The sequence below is a fragment of the Paenibacillus sp. MMO-177 genome (genome assembly GCF_037147795.1).
Taxonomy (GTDB): Bacteria; Bacillota; Bacilli; order Paenibacillales; family Paenibacillaceae; genus Pristimantibacillus.
The window spans coordinates 742,855-761,476 of record NZ_JBBCUR010000003.1; the positions used below are offsets into that span (position 1 = coordinate 742,855).

General features: G+C 49.3%; 17 protein-coding genes and 1 pseudogene. 10 read left to right on the forward strand and 8 right to left on the reverse strand.

All coding sequences use genetic code 11. The annotated features are described in order from the left end of the window. Positions 1-48: 48 nt before the first annotated feature. The 7 genes from WFK81_RS14795 to WFK81_RS14825 all read right to left on the reverse strand — a co-directional run bounded on the left by WFK81_RS14795 (position 49) and on the right by WFK81_RS14825 (position 7,059). Complete coding sequence (locus WFK81_RS14795) at positions 49-708, reverse strand: HAD family hydrolase (RefSeq protein WP_336787159.1); 660 nt, start codon at positions 706-708, stop codon at positions 49-51. Between the two features lie 18 nt (positions 709-726). Continuing rightward, entirely contained in the window at positions 727-1,200 is a 474-nt protein-coding gene (locus WFK81_RS14800) for a GNAT family N-acetyltransferase (RefSeq protein ID WP_336787160.1), read from the reverse strand. Positions 1,201-1,218: 18 nt separating this feature from the next. Next, a complete protein-coding gene (locus tag WFK81_RS14805; protein ID WP_336787161.1) occupies positions 1,219-1,620 on the reverse strand; it encodes a hypothetical protein in 402 nt (133 codons plus the stop codon). Positions 1,621-2,150: 530 nt separating this feature from the next. Continuing rightward, the gene (locus tag WFK81_RS14810) at positions 2,151-2,621 is read right to left on the reverse strand and encodes a hypothetical protein (protein WP_336787162.1); all 471 of its coding nucleotides are present in this window, start codon (positions 2,619-2,621) and stop codon (positions 2,151-2,153) included. A gap of 357 nt (positions 2,622-2,978) precedes the next feature. After that, the gene (locus WFK81_RS14815) at positions 2,979-4,853 is read right to left on the reverse strand and encodes an ABC transporter ATP-binding protein (RefSeq protein ID WP_336787163.1); all 1,875 of its coding nucleotides are present in this window, start codon (positions 4,851-4,853) and stop codon (positions 2,979-2,981) included. After that, positions 4,850-6,577 (reverse strand): ABC transporter ATP-binding protein, encoded by a 1,728-nt coding sequence (locus tag WFK81_RS14820; RefSeq protein WP_336787164.1) that lies wholly within the window; start codon positions 6,575-6,577, stop codon positions 4,850-4,852. Before WFK81_RS14820 ends, WFK81_RS14815 begins: the two co-directional genes overlap by 4 nt. Then, on the reverse strand, positions 6,571-7,059 hold the full coding sequence (locus tag WFK81_RS14825) for a MarR family winged helix-turn-helix transcriptional regulator (protein ID WP_336787165.1): 489 nt from the start codon (positions 7,057-7,059) through the stop codon (positions 6,571-6,573). Before WFK81_RS14825 ends, WFK81_RS14820 begins: the two co-directional genes overlap by 7 nt. Positions 7,060-7,399: 340 nt before the next feature. Here WFK81_RS14825 and WFK81_RS14830 point away from each other — a divergent pair, with 340 nt between their 5' ends. After that, a complete protein-coding gene (locus WFK81_RS14830; RefSeq protein ID WP_336787166.1) occupies positions 7,400-7,855 on the forward strand; it encodes a C40 family peptidase in 456 nt (151 codons plus the stop codon). A 109-nt stretch (positions 7,856-7,964) separates the two neighbouring features. Then, the gene (locus WFK81_RS14835) at positions 7,965-8,468 is read left to right on the forward strand and encodes a GNAT family N-acetyltransferase (protein ID WP_336787167.1); all 504 of its coding nucleotides are present in this window, start codon (positions 7,965-7,967) and stop codon (positions 8,466-8,468) included. Between the two features lie 113 nt (positions 8,469-8,581). Here WFK81_RS14835 and WFK81_RS14840 read toward each other — a convergent pair whose 3' ends face one another. Next, complete coding sequence (locus WFK81_RS14840) at positions 8,582-9,511, reverse strand: manganese-dependent inorganic pyrophosphatase (RefSeq protein ID WP_336787168.1); 930 nt, start codon at positions 9,509-9,511, stop codon at positions 8,582-8,584. A 214-nt stretch (positions 9,512-9,725) separates the two neighbouring features. On the opposite strand from WFK81_RS14840, the gene WFK81_RS14845 reads away from it, so the two are divergent. The 8 genes and pseudogenes from WFK81_RS14845 (at position 9,726) to WFK81_RS14880 (ending at position 18,508) form a co-directional block, all read left to right on the forward strand. After that, positions 9,726-10,502 (forward strand): Cof-type HAD-IIB family hydrolase, encoded by a 777-nt coding sequence (locus tag WFK81_RS14845; RefSeq protein WP_336787169.1) that lies wholly within the window; start codon positions 9,726-9,728, stop codon positions 10,500-10,502. 706 nt (positions 10,503-11,208) lie between these two features. Then, a complete protein-coding gene (locus tag WFK81_RS14850; protein WP_336787170.1) occupies positions 11,209-12,096 on the forward strand; it encodes a VOC family protein in 888 nt (295 codons plus the stop codon). A gap of 12 nt (positions 12,097-12,108) precedes the next feature. Beyond that, on the forward strand, positions 12,109-12,801 hold the full coding sequence (locus WFK81_RS14855; RefSeq protein WP_336787171.1) for a metal-dependent hydrolase: 693 nt from the start codon (positions 12,109-12,111) through the stop codon (positions 12,799-12,801). Positions 12,802-12,926: 125 nt separating this feature from the next. After that, positions 12,927-13,602: pseudogene (locus WFK81_RS14860) on the forward strand (response regulator transcription factor). Next, on the forward strand, positions 13,599-15,074 hold the full coding sequence (locus tag WFK81_RS14865; RefSeq protein WP_336787172.1) for a sensor histidine kinase: 1,476 nt from the start codon (positions 13,599-13,601) through the stop codon (positions 15,072-15,074). Before WFK81_RS14860 ends, WFK81_RS14865 begins: the two are co-directional and overlap by 4 nt. Positions 15,075-15,244: 170 nt before the next feature. Next, complete coding sequence (locus tag WFK81_RS14870) at positions 15,245-15,955, forward strand: polyphosphate polymerase domain-containing protein (protein WP_442956060.1); 711 nt, start codon at positions 15,245-15,247, stop codon at positions 15,953-15,955. 4 nt (positions 15,956-15,959) lie between these two features. Next, positions 15,960-16,667 carry a DUF4956 domain-containing protein gene (locus WFK81_RS14875; RefSeq protein WP_336787173.1) on the forward strand — a complete coding sequence of 236 codons (708 nt, stop codon included), beginning with the start codon at positions 15,960-15,962 and terminating at the stop codon, positions 16,665-16,667. A gap of 20 nt (positions 16,668-16,687) precedes the next feature. Next, positions 16,688-18,508 (forward strand): CotH kinase family protein, encoded by a 1,821-nt coding sequence (locus tag WFK81_RS14880; RefSeq protein WP_336787174.1) that lies wholly within the window; start codon positions 16,688-16,690, stop codon positions 18,506-18,508. Positions 18,509-18,622: the final 114 nt, after the last annotated feature.

Here is an 18,622-nt window from a genome sequence, read left to right on the forward strand (position 1 = left end):
TGCTCTTCGAGCAGAAGTCGTTGCTTTCTTTTACCAAATATATGCATGTTATCCGTTCATAAAGGATATTAGCTCTTCCAAATCATAAATAACGCCATCTGCCTCAACATCGGGAGAAAAGCTAGCATTGTACTTCCAGACAGCTTTCATTCCAACCGCGCGGCTGCCTCTTATGTCACTGTCCGGGTGGTCGCCAACAAAAAGCGCATCCTCCGCCTTCACGCCAAGCTTGTGAAGAGCCCGCTCAAAAATAGCCGGTTCCGGCTTGCGAAGTCCTTCCCATTCCGATATAAGGACCTCGTCGAAATAAGGATCGATATCTAATGCTTTGAAATTATCGTATTGAAACTGTCCGTAGCCGTTTGATATCAAGGCAATCTTAGTTCCGCAGCTTTTTAAAGTGGACAGCATCTTAATGAGATGAGGAAACCCGACACAATGCTTTTGAAACGACTTCAAATAATCCTCCAGCAGCTCCTCCCAGCGCAACTCTTGAATCTGGAATTCAGCCAACAGCTGCTGATACACCTTATCCTTCCATACATAGCCGTGCTGATCAAGCTCGATGAACCGCTTCGCAAAAACATTCTTCGGCACTTTATGAAACGCCGAGTAACGTTCATATTGATCATCAATAAATAAGGCCAAAGAGGCATCCCGGTCGAGCAATGTTCCGTCCAGATCGAAGAGTACCGCTTTAAAACGCATGATCTACCTCCTGAATTCTTATTCCATGATCAGCTTAAACAGCTGTCTGCTGCCGCCTTCCGGTCCATTCGAAACAGGCTCCTCTTGAGGCATAAACCCAAACTTTTCGTACAGCCTTCTTGCCGGAAGTCCGCCCTCCACATCTTCGCCAAACGTAACAACCAACACCTCTGCCGGGGATTGAAAAATTTCAAGGACATGCTTCATAAGCGCGGAACCCGCCCCCTTGTTTCTTCCTTGTTCAGATACAGCCAGCCAGCCGATTTTATAGGAGGGAGCATTTTTCGTTGAGATGAGGATACCTCCAAGCAGCTGCTCCCCAGGCAAACCGCCATTTTCCCGTATGCAAAATGCCCTGCCTTCGCGGACATTCCGTTCAAGCGTTTGAACAAACAAGGGATCATCAACCATCGGTCCAAACAGCTCTTCCACTTCAGCCGCCAATACCAACCACTGCTTTATATCTTCTTTCGTTGCTTTTACGACTTTCACAATTCTTGCTCCTATTCCTTATTTTCGCGTTGGATCAAATGAGAACAAAGAGTAATGGGAAACTTCAACACCCTCTGGGCCTGTACACTGCTCGACCACTACATTTCCACTATTATCGAATTTAATAGCTTTGCAGGTTAACTCCAAACCGGCGTCGCTGCTATAAGTATCCCGCGTTGTGTCCATTCTTACCTTGATCTCGCCATTCCCGGCGATCAAATCGTAAATCACATAACCCCCATCGATAAATGGCGGAATGGCCAGAACGTAATCAACTTTATGATCATCAAAACGATTAATGAATTTCTGCATTCGTTCTTTATCTTCTTTTCCGAAGGTTTTCAGTATATCACTCCCAACCGTGCTCTGAGACTTTGTCTCTCCAGTTAAGGTTGAACATGCCGATAAACTCAAACTCATAACAATAAGCAGAATGACTAAAAGAGATTTAAGAATAATTTAACCTCCTTTATACCAGAGCTTCTAATTTACATACTAGGTGATGCTTACCTCCAGCCACTCAACTCCTAATATTTAGCATAGTTCAATGATTTCCTGCCTTCCGCTACCATATATTAATTTTCCCGAAGCACTGATGTAACTATTTTATATCCAAAAATACACACAAGAACGAAACCTATCGTTCCCAAAAGCTTATGGATAGGACCATCTATGATGTCTCCCCCGCTTAATGCATCAAATATATCGCTAACAATAAAAATATGCGGCTGAGGTAATATCATTAGAATTACTCCAACGATAAACCCAATAAATAGATTTATAGTTTTCAAGGTCATTATAAAGCTGAATATCTTTTACGTGATATACTATCAGATCGTTCTTATCCTCGTTAGTCAAAAAGTCAGTAAGCGACTTTGTTCTGGCCTCTTTCTCCGAAATATGAGGCACGACATAAATTTTGGGTATGTTGCTGTCGATTGCTTTCCCCGTTAGACAGTCGCCTTTTCCGCTTGTAGTTCCTCCATCCCGACTTGATTTCTTTCCGAATCCGCAATTTTTTGAAGATCAAGAATGGAAGGCAAGGTTCCATTTGGTGCGATTGTAATTTTAAATAAAGTCCATTTAGGAAAAAGCTTGTGATATAGAGATTTGGTAGTCACTGTCATATATACATGAAGCGGCTTGGCCCCCACCCTGCTAACCAAATAACCTATTTGTTCGGAACCTCCTTGAAAATCCGTTGCAGATTCAACTACTGTGTCAGTCGGCAATTCCAGAAGATATCCCGTTGTTGGTTCGTCTAATGAGAGAGCTTGAATATTCGCATGATTATGTTCTTGAATAAGGTGCTCCAATTGTTTCTTCAATTCATGCTGTGGCGACAAGGGTCCAAAACGAAGATACAAATACGCGCCTCCCATTAAAACAAAAACAACAATGAAAATAAAGGTTTTTCTCACACGGTGTACCCCCGCATTTCATTTTCCTATCTTTGGAATTACCTATTAAGACGTCATGCGAAAACATTTGTTGCGCATCACTACCGTTTATGACAAACAAAAAGAGAAAGCGCAGCTAACACGCTTTCTCTTTTTTTCGCCCTCCCCCAACCAATAGCCATTAAGGGGAGGCTAATTGGAGGCTTGTGTGTTTTAAGAGTGAAGGGGGATGGAGGGTTTGTATCTCTGGAGGAGCGTAGCGTACGCCTTTGCCATCGTGAAATCTCATTGAAAACGAGTTAATTCGGAATTTCACGATGGCAACAGCGGCCGGAAGAGATACAAACCCGTAATCCCTGCCCTACCTCACCTTTAAAACTACACAGCCTCAATCGCCTTCCCCGTAAACTGGCTATTATACAAATCCGCATAGAAACCGCCCTGCTCCAGAAGCTCTTCATGCGTACCCTGCTCGATAATCGAGCCTTGGTTCATGACGAGAATCAGGTCCGCGTCGCGGATCGTCGACAGACGGTGCGCGATAACGAAGCTTGTTCGGCCCTCCATCAGATGGCCCATCGCCTTCTGAATGTAGACCTCCGTCCGCGTATCGACGCTGGAGGTTGCTTCGTCGAGAATCAGGATTGACGGATCAGCCAATATTGCGCGGGCAATAGTAAGCAGCTGCTTTTGCCCTTGCGAGATATTGGACGCCTCTTCGTTCAGAATAGTATCGTAACCTTCAGGCAGCGTCCGGATAAAGTGGTCGGCATGCGCCGCTCTAGCTGCGTTGACGACATCCTCCTCCGTCGCCCCTTCCTTTCCATACGCGATATTGTCGCGGATCGTACCGTTAAAGAGCCATGTATCCTGAAGCACCATTCCGAACATGCCGCGCAAATTGCTTCGCTTCAAATCCGTAATATTAACGCCGTCAATCGTGATTTTCCCGTCATTCAGCTCGTAGAACCTCATAAGCAGGTTTACGAGCGTGGTTTTCCCCGCACCTGTTGGACCCACGATCGCTACGGTTTGACCAGGCAGCACATTGATGTTCATGTTGTCGATCAAGGTTTTATCCGCAGTGTAACCGAATTTCACATGATCGAAGTGTACGGAACCGTTTGGACGAGCGATCGTTTTCGCAGGACTCGCTTCCGGCACTTCTTCTTCCTCATCCAGAAGTTCGAAGACCCGCTCTGCGGAAGCGATCGTCGATTGAATAACGTTCGAGATATTCGCCAGCTGCGTGATTGGCCAAGTGAACTGTCTGGTGTACTGAATGAAGGCCAGGATATCCCCGACTTCAATGGCACGTCTTGTAACAAGGATACCGCCAACAATGCTGACAAACACATAACCGATATTCCCGATAAAGCTCATAATCGGCATAATAATGCCGGAGATGAATTGGGCGCGCCAGCCGGCATCGTACAGCTGTTCATTCATTTTCTCGAACTTTTCCAGCGATTCGCGCTCGCGGCCAAAAGCTTTAACGATCTTGTGGCCGGTATACATCTCTTCCACATGACCGTTTAATTTGCCAAGCTCCGCTTGCTGCTTCACAAAATATTTCTGCGAACGCTTTGCGATAACGGCAGTCGCCACCAAGCTGATCGGAATCGTCAGGAAGACGATTAAGGTCATCAGCGGGCTGATGGTGAGCATCATGACGATAATACCAACCAGCGTAATTACGGAAGTAATGAGCTGGGTTAAGCTTTGCTGCAAGGTATTGGCGATATTGTCCACGTCGTTAACGACCCGGCTCAATATTTCGCCGTTGGATTTGGAGTCAAAATATTTCAGAGGCAGCCGGTTGAATTTGGCATTCACCTGCTTGCGCAGATCGTAAACGGTATTCTGGGCTACTCCCGCCATCAAATACTGCTGAATATAGCTGAACACGGAGCTTATGATATAGAGAACGACGAGAATAAGCAGAATCTGATTAATCGCGTCAAAATCGATTCCCGCACCGCCATTTTGTTTTCCAAAAAAGCCTTCGGCCAGCTTCGTCATCGCATGACCCATAATTTTCGGGCTTACGATACTGAATACCGTACTCAAAATCGCGGTAAGCAGCACCAGCAGAAGCTTGGTTTGATGCGGCTTCAAATAAGCCATTAACCGAAACAGTGTTCCTTTGAAATTTTTCGCTTTTTGCACCGGCATTCCGAATCCGCCGGGACCACCCATGCCCGGGCCTCTGCCAGGTCCGCCTGGGCGGCCGTTACCCTTTTGCTGGCTCATGCAATCTCCTCCTCTGACAGCTGCGACGATACAATTTCCTTGTAGACCTCGCAAGTTTGCATAAGCTCCTTATGGTTGCCGATCCCCGCAACACGTCCTTCATCAAGAACGATAATCCGGTCCGCATCCATAACCGTGCTAACCCGCTGCGCAACAAGCATGACCGTCGAGTTGCCCACTTCAGACTTCAAGGCTGCGCGCAGCTTGGCATCCGTCTTGAAGTCCAGTGCCGAGAAGCTGTCGTCGAACACGTAAATTTCCGGCCTTCGCACCAATGCTCGCGCAATGGACAAGCGCTGCTTCTGACCTCCGGATACGTTATTGCCGCCTTGCGCAATCATGGAATCGTAGCCCTGTTCCATCTTGCCGATAAATTCCGAGGCTTGCGCAATAGCCGCGGCATGAGCAACCTCCTCGTCTGTTGCATCCTCCTGGCCGTAACGGATATTCTCAGCTACCGTTCCCGTGAAGAGAACCGCCTTTTGCGGAACAAAGCCGATTTTCTGACGGAGATCCTCTTGGGACATATCTCTTACGTCCATGCCGTCAATGATAATCTGACCCGCATCCACATCATAGAAACGCGGAATCAAGCTGACGAGCGTGGATTTACCCGCGCCGGTACCGCCAATAATGGCGGTAATTTCGCCAGGGCCCGCCTGGAACGAAATATCCGACAACGCCGGTTGTTCCGCACCCGGATAGCTGAATGTCACCCCGCGGAATTCCAAATAGCCTTCTTTGCCGCTGTTTTTCTTCGTTACCGGTTTGTCGGACAGCGTTGGTACCATTTCGAGCACTTCATTAATACGGACAGCCGATGCTTGCGCGCGAGGAATCATAATCAGCATCATCGACATCATCAGAAGCGAGAACATAATTTGCATGCCGTATTGGATAAAAGCCATCAGGGAACCAATTTGCATATTTCCATGGTCAATGCGGATACCGCCAATCGCAATAATGACGATGGTCGAAATGTTCATGATCAGCATCATCAGCGGCATAAGTACCGCCATGATTTTATTTACGCGCACTGCCGTATCGGTCAGATCGGCGTTCGCCGCGTCAAATTTCTTATTCTCATGGCTGATCCGGTCAAACGAACGGATAACGCGGATACCCGTGAGGCCTTCGCGCAGTACCAGGTTCAATTTATCAATCTTCACTTGCATCGCTTTGAACAGCGGAATCCCTTTACGCACGACCAGGAAGATAGCGCCTGCCAGTACCGGAATAACAACTACAAATACAAGCGACAGCTTGGCGTCCTTCGAGATCGCCATAATAATGCCGCCGATACACATCATTGGCGCGGTAATCATCATACGCAAAATCATGATAAGCACTTGCTGCACCTGCGTAATATCGTTCGTTGTACGGGTAATCAGCGAAGCTGTGCCAATCTTGTCAAACTCCTGCAGAGAGAAGTTTTCGACATGCTTGAACACCTTGCTGCGAACATCCCGTCCGAATCCCATTGCGGATTTCGAGGAAAAATAACTGGCCAGCACGGAGCAAATGCCGCCTCCTGCCGCAACAAGCAGCATGAAGCCTCCGATTTTCCAAATGTAAGATTTGTCGCCTTGAGATACGCCTTTATCCACGATATCCGCCATCAAGGTTGGCAGATATAAATCCGATAAGGTCTGCAAAAAGACAAACACCAGGACACCGATAACCAAAAGCCGAAACGGCTTCAAATAACGGAATAATTTCAACATTTATTAACATCATCTCCATTTGAATCGTTCAGATTTATTTGTTCGAAATAAGAGGTTGTCTTCCTGAGCAGACGGATTAATTGCTCCGTATCCTCGTCGCCCAAAAAATCGACAAGACCGTTCATTCGCTGCATAAAACCCTGCAACGCCTTCTTTGCGGTCAATTCACCTTCTTCGGTCAGGGACACAAGGACCGCTCTTCTGTCTCTCGGGTCCTCTTTGCGGACTATAAGCCCCATCTCTTCAAGGCGGTTAAGCAGCTGGGTAACCGTTGGTGACGTCACCTTTAGAAATTTGCTTAAATCGGATACTTTGACCCCTTCTTCATCCCCATTGCCCATACGCTTGATTACCACTAGCAGCCGCAGCTCGCTGTGCTTCTGCTTCAAATCCATCGGCTGATGGTTCCAGTTCATCTTGTTGAACAGCATAAATACTTCTATCAGTCTTCGTGCTGCGGTCTCTTCTCCACCGCCGGCCATTTGATCACCTCACCCTTTAAATATGTAAGCCGCTAATTATTTTAGTACTATTAATAATAGGCTACCTAATTATATTTCACCCTAATAGCTGCCGTCAATAAGATGGGACTTTTCTGACGAGACTTTTCTGAGAGCGTTTCTTAATAGATTCTCATTTAATTCTCATAAAGGTGTCTTTCTTTACAATTCATTGATCTTTCGTTCTAATTGTAAAATTTTGTGCTGTTTCGGATGTGTTATAGTAATTTCAGCGAAAGATGGAATCTATATTCGAATGAACTTCCAAGCGAAAGGAAACCATACTACCATGAAAAACACATTTAAATCCCTTAAAAAATTAATGACATTTAGCCTGGTTGCTACAATCGCCGCATCGGCCTTTACTCTTGCCACTACAACAAATCATGCAAACGCTGCAACGGAAAAAACGCTGGCTTTGATCAGCGAAGGTAAAAATTACTTAGGCGTGCCTTACAAATACGGCGCCCCGGTTGGTATTACATATGCTTTTGATTGCTCGTCCTTTACGAAATTCATGTTTGCCGGCCTTGATGTTGACCTGCCCCGCACAGCAGCAGAGCAAGCAACGATTGGGAAAAAGGTTCCAAAGACGGAACTAAGCACCGGTGATCTTGTGTTCTTCCGCACGAACGGCATCAGCATCAGCCACGTCGCGATTTATGCCGGTTCGAAAAAAATTCTTCACAGCTCCACAAGCCAAGGCGTTACCGTATCCGACATGTCCAGCTCTTACTGGGCGAGCAAATACGTAACCGCACGCCGTGTCGTTAACTAAATGTCTAAATTACACAATGGTTGAGCATTATGCTCAGCCATTTTTTATTTGTATGGAGAAGGATTGCTTCCATGCGATATGGAATTTCATCAGTAATGGAGGTGACACGGTGGATATTAGGACTTTGACCGAAGCAGATGTTGAAGCTTACCATGAGCTTCGTCTGCAATCCCTGCTTGAAAGTCCCGAAGCTTTCCTGACGACTTACGAGATCCAGGTCGTAAGATCGCTTACTGAGATTGCAAGCCAACTGAAACCGGATGAAGAGCGTTTTACTTTAGGCGCGTTTCATGCGGGCAAGCTGGTTGGCATGGTTACTTTTGTCAGAGAAAGCAAGCCCAAAATTTCTCATAAAGGGAATGTCTACGCCATGTATGTCGCTCCGGAGGCACGCGGTCGAGGGACCGGCAAGCGGCTACTTACGGAGCTGATCAATAAGGCTTCAAATCTGGATGGACTCGAGCAGATTAACCTGAACGTTATTTCGGATAATGCTGCGGCCAAAGCGCTTTATGCCAGCTGCGGGTTTAAGGTGTTCGGCATTGAGCGGAATGCCATGAAATCGCAGGAGCAATATTGGGATGAAGAAAATATGGTACTGTGGCTAAAATAGCGCCAATAGCAGCAAAAAGAAAGAGGTTGTCTCTCATGGACAACCTCTTTCTTCTATTATATAGCTTATTACTTGCTCAACGTTTCGGTTAGAACCAGAAACGATTCGCTGTCTTATTTGCTCAACGTTTCGGTTAGAACCGGAACGATCTGCGATTTGCGCGACACAACGCCTTTCAGAAGCGCTTTGTTATCGGACAGCGTAACGTTGTAAGCTTGCTCAACAGCGTTAGCTTTTGCACCCAGAGTAAGGGCGATGGAATCGCTGTTCAGGATGTCGGTAACCACGAATACGAACAGGTCCAGACCTTTTTTCGCAATGGTTTCGTTGATTGCCGCTTCCAGATCCGCTTGGCGAACCAGAACGTCGTTTGTGTCAACCGCGTTAACTTGAGCGATTTCTACTTTTGCGCTGCCCATCGAGAACTCTTTCGCGTCAAGCGACAGAAGCTGCTCGATTGTTTTGTCGCGGAGATCCGCGCCGGCTTTCAGCATTTCCAGACCGTAAACCTCAGCGTCAACGCCAGCGATTCCAGCCAGCTCGCGAGCTGCCGCTACGTCTTGCTCCGTGCATGTAGGCGATTTGAAGAGAAGAGAGTCAGAGATAATAGCGGACAGCATCAGGCCAGCGGCTTCTTTGCTGATGGCAACGCCGTTTTCTTTGTACAGCTTGTTCAGGATTGTAGCCGTGCAGCCTACAGGCTCGGCACGGAAGTACAGGGGAGCCGCCGTTTCGAAGTTGGCGATACGGTGGTGGTCGATAACTTCAACGACGCGAACTTGATCAATATCGGAAACGCTTTGCTGGCGCTCGTTATGGTCAACCAGAATAACGTTGTTTACTTCGCCTGCAACGGTCTCAACAAAACGCGGAGCTTCCGTCTTGAAGTAGTCCAGCGCATATTGCGTTTCGCCGTTAACGTCGCCAAGACGTACGGCTTCAACGTTAAAACCAAGTTTCGATTTCAGTTCGGCATAGGCAATCGCGGAGCAGATTGTGTCTGTATCCGGATTTTTGTGCCCGAAGATCAATGTTTTTTCCATTGCGTGCATTCTCCTTGTTTCCCAATTATAGATACCCATCTGATTATATCGCATAATGCGCCTAACTCCTACTTCTTTGCGCCGATTCATTCAAAATGTTCACACTCTTCAGCGCCGTCTTCCAGCCTTAAAAGCTTGCCTAATCGCGGAATTCGGTGTTATAGTACGTCAATATATAGATGAAACCGCAAATAGGGATAGGAGAGGTAAGCTTATGCCATACAAAATTGCTTTCTTTGACATCGACGGCACATTACTGGATGAAGAAAAACAAATCCCGCAAGATACGATTGACGCGATTCGCGAACTGCAAGCAAGCGGCGTACCTGCAGTTATCGCAACGGGCAGAGCGCCTTACTTTTTCGCTCCGATCGCCGAGCAGCTTGGTATTGATTCTTATGTCAGCCTGAACGGCGCGTACGTCGTATACAAAGGAGAAGCTATCTACCGGCGCCCTATTCCGCGCGAAGACGTGGAAATTCTGGTCAGCCATGCTTCCGCTCATAATCATACCCTCGTGTTCGAAGGACACGATTCGTTCTACCGCAATACGGAATCCCACCCGCATGTGTTCAATTCCGTAGCATCGCTGCGCGTTGCGCAGCCTGGCTTTGATCCGGACTTCTGGCAGAAGGAGGACGTCTATCAGATCTTCTTGCATTGTACCGCGGGCGAAGAGCATCTATACGGCGAAGCTAATCCGGGACTACGATTTATCCGCTGGCACGAAACCGCAATGGACGTGCTTACGGTTGACGGTTCCAAAGCGCAAGGGATCAAAGCCTTGCTCAAGCTGCTCAACATCGCTCCGGAAGAAGCCGTTGCGTTCGGTGACGGTCTGAACGATAAAGAAATGCTGGAGGTCGTTGGCCTTGGCATTGCGATGGGCAACTCCCATGAAGAGCTGAAGCCATTCGCCAATTACATTACGACGCATGTAAGCGACAGCGGCATCCGCAACGGTCTCGTGCATGCCGGTCTTATCAAATAAATGAATGATAGATCTGCCAAGCCCGCCATTGCGCGGGCTTTTTTTGGCCGGCAAGTTTTCGGCAACCCCCTGATTACGTCCTCCCGCTACTCCCAACCCCTCTGCAACACGGTTTTTTCCTCTTATTTCACTATCTGATGCCCTCACGATCCCCCATCCCCCCGCTGTAACACGGTTTTTTCCTCTTATTTCGCTATCTGATGCCCTCACGATCCCCCATACCCCGCTGCAGCACGGTTTTTTCCTCTTATTTCACTATCTGATGCCCTCACGATCCCCATCCCCCCGCTGTAACACGGTTTTTTCCTCTTATTTCGCTATCTGATGCCCTCACGATCCCCCATCCCCCGCTGCAGCACGGTTTTTTTTCCTCTTATTTCGCTATCTGATGCCCTCACGATCCCCCATACCCCACTGCAGCACGGTATTTTCCTCTTATTTCACTGTCTGATGCCCTCACGATCCCCCAAATCCCGCTGCAACACGGTTTTTCCTCTTATTCGGCGATCTGTCCCAATCGGACTGGGAACGACCGCGTATCTTATTCGCAATTTTATTCCACACTAACACAGGTACATAAGCTGCCTCCGTCACAACCTCTCCCCTCGTCCGTATTCCGCGTTTTCACAAACCCATAACTTGACAACACTAAATATATTATTTATATTAATTTACAAAAAGTAACTAAGCGAAGGAGGGCTACATCATGTCCATAAGCATCCATCCCGATACCGTTCTTGGCGCTGTAAAGCTCAAGATCAGCAATCTTGCACAATCTCTCAGCTTCTACACCGAGGTAATCGGCCTCCGAATTCTGGAGCAGACGAGCACGACTGCCGCATTAACCGCTGATGGCAAGACGGCTCTCGTTCTGCTTGAGCAAATACCGAATGCTGTCGTAGCACCGGAGCGCAGAGGAACAACCGGGCTGTACCACTATGCCCTGCTGCTTCCGAGCCGCAAGGAGCTTGGCATCGTTCTGAAAAGGCTGATCGCTCACCGCATCCCGCTTGGTCAGGCCGATCACCTGGTCAGCGAAGCATTATACTTATCCGATCCCGACAACAATGGAATCGAGATATATGCCGACCGTCCAAGATCCGAATGGAAACGCGACGCTAACGGCGATTACGTTATGGCAACCGATCCTATAGACTGGGAAGGTCTATTGCAGGAAGCCGGCGAAGAAGATATAGAGAAAGGTTTGCCGCCTGAAACCATCATGGGCCATGTTCATCTTCATACGGTGGGCATTCCGGAATCCAGAGCGTTCTACAACGGGCTGCTAGGCTTCGATATTGTCGGAGACTATACCCAGATGCGGGCATTATTCGTATCGGCTGGAGGCTACCATCACCATATCGGGCTAAATGTATGGGCTGGCATCGGAGCTCCCGCTCCTTCCCCGCAATCGACCGGCCTAGACTATTTTACGATTGTGTATCCGGATTCCGGCGAGCTGTCGTCAGCCCTTGAACGGCTTCTTGCAGCAGGCATTTCCGTTGAACAGCAGGACGGCGCTGCCTTCGTCACCGATCCGTCCAGCGTACGCATTAAACTTACCACGAGACTTGTCCAACAAAACAACCATTAAGGAGCTGCTAAGATGACCGACATTATTTTTCATGGACATTCCTGTGTCCAAATTACTTCCGGGGATAACTCGCTTGTAATCGATCCATTCCTTAGAGGCAACGAGCTTGCCGTAACGAAGCCGGAAGACATCAAGGTCAACACGGTCCTGCTCACCCATGCCCATATGGATCATATTCTGGATGCGGAGCCTATCTCCCGCGCGAACAATGCTCCCGTTGTCGCGAACGTAGAGCTTGCTACCTACATGTCGTGGAAAGGTCTTGAGACGATTGGCATGAACATCGGCGGGACCGTTGATCTCGGCTTTGCCAAAGCAAAAATGATTCAAGCGTTCCACAGCTCGGGCATTACAATCGCGGAAGAGCAGCGCATTATTTACGGCGGCATGCCGGGCGGCTACATTATTACGGTGGACGGCAAGACGATCCTCCATGCCGGCGACACTGCTTTGTATGGCGATATGAAAATGATCGGCGACCGTCATAATATTGACGTTGCCCTCATCCCGATCGGCGACCATTTTACCATGGGCCCTGAAGATGCCCTTCAAGCGGCTGAATGGTTCGGCGCCAAGCTGACGATCCCGGTTCACTACAATTCCTTCCCGGTTATCCGCCAGGATGCGGAAGCCTTCGTTCAGGCTTTGGAAGCAAAAGGCTTAAAAGGCCAGCTCCTCGAGCCCGGCCAGAAGCTGTCCATCTAACGCGCAAGCTGCCTTCCCTTATGGGGTCGGCAGCTTTTTTATTTGCGGTTAATGAAATTCAGGCTAAAAACGACGATAATAAGTAGACCATGAATTTATAGATAGGAACGAGGAGCAACGCATTTATGAACGGAATCCGATTATTGCTAGCTGACGATGAGCCGCATATTATACAGTTTCTTGAGCTGGGTCTTCTGAACGAAGGGTTTGACATCCGTACTGCCCAAGACGGTGCAGCCGCTTTGCAGGTGGCCAAGGAGTTTCAGCCCCATGTTCTTATTCTCGACGTGATGATGCCGGAGATGAACGGGTTTGAAGTATGCCAAGCGGTTAAAGACACCGGCGCAAACGTTGCGGTCATTATGCTTACCGCGAAGGATGAGATCGAAGACCGGGTGAAAGGCTTAACGCTTGGCGCGGATGATTATGTCGTGAAGCCCTTCAGCTTCGAAGAGCTGCTCGCCCGGATTAAAGCCCGGCTCCGCAACCAATTTCCTAGCCTGCTCGGCGAGGCGACCTACGGCCCCTTCCGCATTAACGACCTGAAAAAGGAACTGATCTACCAGGGTCACAATGGAGCTCTCCCCTACGGAATATGAGCTGTTGAAATATATCGTTCTGAACAACGGCATTGTGCTCAGCAAAGCGCAAATACTGGACAGCGTATGGGGCTACCGGTTTGGCGGGGAAGAAAATATTGTCGAGGTGTATATCCGCTCCCTGCGGGACAAGCTTGGCGATAAGGAGCACCGGCTAATCCGTACGCTGCGGGGTGTCGGGTACAGGATGGATCTGTCATGAGACCGTCGGCCCGGTCCCCCCGCTCCCTCCGATTCCAGCTTCTTCAGCGCTCCCTGTTTGTCATGGCGGCTCTGCTGCTTATGATCGGTATTTTGCAATATGTCTTCATGAAGGATTTCCAGTATAAAAATAAAGCCGAAGCGCTGGAAGCCCAATTAATCTCGCTTCCTCATGACTGGTTTGGCGGCAAACCCTTCGGCGGCGGGAGCGGCTCCGGCAGTCAACCCGGCAGCTCGCCGCCTATGCAGCTGCCGGTACCGGCACCATTTTATTATCAGCCGGGCTTGTCCCTTGCCTCCATTAATCTTGAAGGCGAATTTACCGACCTGTCGCGGGATGACGAGCTTAACGCGCCTCAATTATCCGCCGCGCAGTACAAAGAGATGCTTCAACAGCCGAATCGGCATGGCACTTACCGCATCTTGACGGACAAGAAAGGCACGCAGCAGCTGGTCGTCTTTCATGTCACGGGTTCTCCCGGACATCCCGACGGCATCATCCAGGCCGGGACCGATACCGCATCCCTGAAGCAAATACTGATAACTCAGCTTGCGATCTTTATCGGCTTGTCCGTGCTTGCGCTGGCTGCAGGCTTATGGTTCTATATTCCGCTGCTGCGCCGCACGCTTAGGCCCTTGTCGAACGTCGTGCAAACGGTCAGCCAGACGGATGCCGCCAATCTGAACGAAAGACTGCCCGTGAATCAAGGGCAGCAGGAAATCGACCAGCTTGCCGTCGCCTTTAACGGGATGCTGGAGCGTCTTGACCATGCGTTTGAAGCCGAACGGCAGACAACCGAACGAATGAGACGGTTTATCGCGGACGCATCGCATGAATTGCGGACGCCGCTTACGTCTATTCATGGTTTTATCGAAGTCCTGCTGCGCGGGGCCGCTTCCAACCCGGATCAGCTTCGTTCCGCCTTAACCAGCATGCAGCTGGAATCCAAACGGATCAACAAGCTGGTTGAGGATTTGCTTCTGCTTGCCAAGCTTGATCAAGCCCCTACGCCCGAACGGATCGAGATCCGGCTGGACAAGCTACTGCAAGAGATGGAGCCCCAGCTTCTTCTGCTGGGCGGCACTCGCAACGTTAGCCTGCAGATCAATCCGGACATTCAGGTGTCCGGGCATCCCGACCAACTTAAACAAGCGGTGTTGAATCTATTCCTGAATGCCGTTCAGCATACCGACCTTGATAGCGGCAGCTTGTCCCTTAAGTTATATACGGAAGCGGCAGAAGCGGTTATCTCCGTATCCGACAATGGCACCGGTATAGCGGCAGAGCATCTGCCCCATTTGTTCGAGCGATTTTATCGGAGCGAATCCTCGAGAACGCGCAAAAGCGGGGGTACGGGTCTTGGCCTCGCCATTACCCAGTCCCTTCTCGCACAGCATCACGGCACCATACACGTGGACAGTACAGAAGGCTCGGGCAGCACGTTCCGAATCAGACTGCCGCTTTATCAATGAGAAAGGCTATCCCGTCATCAAATGGCGGGATAGCCTTTTTGCCGTGCGCAGGAAGACATTCAGCATTCTTTCAGCCAGCGTTAAGATTGGCATCAGATTCAGCCTATACAATTAGTTTTGTTAAGAGAATGTAAACGAAAGCAAACGTGACAGTGAAATGAGGTGTAATAATGAGCAAAATCAAATTCAGGAATGAGCTGAAATTTTTCATCAACCATCTTCAATATTTCACGATTCGCCAGCGGTTGAGGAATCTGATGCAGCCCGACGAGCATGCGGGTTCAACCGGTGAATATCATATCCGAAGCTTGTATTTCGACGATATTAGCAATACCGCCTTAAACGACAAGCTGGGCGGCTTCCGGGACAGGAAAAAGTATCGGATCCGCATCTACAACGGCCAGGACAAAGTCATTCTTTTCGAAAAAAAGCTTAAACGGATGGACTACATCGCCAAGTTGAAGGAGCCGCTTACCAGAGAGATGTACAACCGCATTATGGCAGGCGATTACGAGGTTCTGAACGTACCGGACAAGCCGCTGCTTATGGAGATCTACAATGAAATGCACGACAATCTGCTGCGTCCGAAAGTAATCGTGGATTATGTGCGCGAGCCTTATGTCTGCCACAACGGCAACGTACGGATTACGTTCGATAAGGACCTGCGGACCGGGCTGCATGCGGTGGATATTTTTGATCCCGAGCTGACGCCCGTCAAAGCGATTGATGAAGATCTCATCATCCTGGAAGTGAAATTCGATGAGTACATCCCGGGCTACATTCAGACTGCGCTGCAGCTTGAAGGCCTAAACCGGCAATCGGCGTCCAAGTACGTGATCTGCCGTAAATTTCTGAAATACAACTCGTGGGAGGATTATTAAACCAATGGATACAACAACAAACGCAAGCAATACAACCAATACGTTCTCCGATCTTTTCAAAAGCTCGGTCCTCGACAACTTCAATTCAAGCATCGATATTTCGAAAATGCTGATCACGCTCGCTGTCTCTTTCTTAATCGGTCTGTTTATTTACACGCTTTACAAGAGAATCTTCAGCGGGGTGTTATATTCCAAGAGCTTTAACGTCTCCCTGATCGGGATGACCATCATTACGTCCGTCGTTATTCTGGCGGTCAACTCGAACCTGGTCCTGTCCCTCGGTATGGTTGGCGCGCTCTCGATCGTTCGTTTCCGTACGCCAATCAAAGATCCGACTGACCTGATCTTCCTGTTCTGGGCGGCAGCTGCCGGCATCGTAACCGGCGCAGGCTTCTTCACCCTTGCCGTTGTTGGCTCTGTTATTATCGGACTTGTCCTCTTCCTGTTCGTAAAGGGCGGCAAGGTAGAAAATCCTTACCTTTTGGTAGTTCAATGCTCGGACGATGAGAGCGAAAAAGCCGTTCAAGAACAAGTCGGCAAGCTCGTTAAACGCTATAACGTGAAGCAAAAAACCGTATCCGCAGGCCATATCGAAGTTACGCTGGAAGTCCGTCTGAACGATCAGGAAGGACGTTTCGTAAATCAGCTGTCCCAGATTGCCGGCGTGCGCAATGCCGTTCTGATCAGCTACAGCGGGGATTACGTATCGTAAAAGACGGGATGGTGCTTAAGATGAAAGCGAAATTTATGCTAACGCTCTTCTCCATCATTCTGATCATCGGATTAACAGGATGCGGCTCTAAGCCGGCAGCGAACAATGAGGGAGAAAGTGCCGAGAACAAAGCCACCTCCAAGGAGGAGCAGTTTTTAGACGAAACCGTATTTCCGAAGGACAAAGTCGTCGACGTAAAAATTACGATCGATGAAGATCAGTTCCAGGACATTATTGATAATGCCAGCGCCGAAGAGTATCACACGGCATCCGTCGATTATAACGGAGAGCATTTCGATAATGTCGGCATTCGCGCCAAGGGTAATCTAAGCCTGCGCAGCGTTGTGCAGATGGAGGATTCCGACCGGTACAGCTTCAAGATCTCGTTTGACGAATACGTGAATCAGACGCTTGGCGGCATCAGCAAAATCAACTTAAACAACAATTACAGCGATGCTTCCTATATGCGCGAATTTCTGACCTATGAGCTGGCGGAACAGATGGGACTGCCGACTCCAAAGTTTTCGTACGTTAATGTGTATGTCAATGACAAGCTATGGGGCTTCTACTTGGCGATTGAACAAGTCGGGAATGAATATCTGAACCGTAATTTCGGCAACTCATACGGCGCTTTGTACAAAGGCATTATGGGTACGGGCAGCGATCTGCTCTGGATTGACGACAAGCTTGACTCTTACCCGGGGCTTGCGCAAAAATCCAAATCCTCGAATAACGACATTCTGATCGATATGCTGAAAGAGCTGAACAGCGGCACTGATCTGGAGAAATATATCAATGTCGATGATGCACTTGGCTATATTGCTCTAAACGTTGCTACCATGAATATGGACAGCTACTTGGGCGGCAACAAGCAAAACTATTATCTGTATGAGGATAAAGGCGTCTTCTCAATTCTGCCATGGGATTATAATATGGCCTTTGGCGGCATGGGGATGATGGGCGGTGGCGGAGGTTCAAGCAGTCTCTTAATCGATGAGCCTACGCAAAGCGCCGTAGCTGACCGGCCTCTTATCGCGAAGCTGCTTGCCGTGGACGAATACAAAGAGAAGTACCATGAGATACTCCAAAAGATCGTAGACGGTTACTTGTCGGATTCGCAGTTCCAGGCAAGAGTAAATGAGCTTAACACGATGATTGCATCGTATGTCAAAGCGGATCCTTCCTCGTTCTATACGTACGAGCAGTACGAGGCGGGCGTCAAATCGTTGATCTCGACCAATGCGAGCACGATCAGCAATATCTCGCAGCAGCTCGACGGCACGATCGCCTCTTCCGGCGACGGCTCCGGCAGCGGCGGTGGCTTTGGCGGCGGTGGCGGTGGCATGCGCGGCGGCAACCGTCAGCAAAATGCCGCTGACGCAGGCGGCCGGCAGCAGGGTGCAGCGGCTCAGCAGAGCACTAGTGGCGTAGCGGACACCAAGCAAGGCGCGGTTCCGGCCACCGCGCAAGGCGCGAATGGCGCTGATGCGCAGCAAGGCCAAGGCGGTACCGACGCTGGCAACGGCGGCCAGCAGCAAGGCGCAGCCCAAGGCGGCGATATGGCACAGGCGCCGGACGGTTTTCAAGGCGGCGATGGGATGGGATTCCCGGGCGGCGACATGGGAGCGCCGCCCGATGGGTTCCAGGGCGGCGGCATGGGCCAGCCACCGGATGGATTCCAAGGCGGCGGCATGGGCGGCGGAGGTTTTGGCGGTATGGGCATGGGCAACCAGCCTAAGCAGCAGGATAACTCCCGCGAAGCTATTACGGCCGGCATTGCAATCCTTGTCTTGCTTCTGTCCTGTCTATTCATCAAATACTTCAATCGCAGAAGATTATAAGTCATTAAAAAAAAAGGAGCAGGGAATCCCCCCTGCTCCTTACCTGTTCCCTCCAAAATAATTGATAAAGAATAGAGGCAATGTATCTCATGGAGGAGCGTAGCGTTCGCCTTT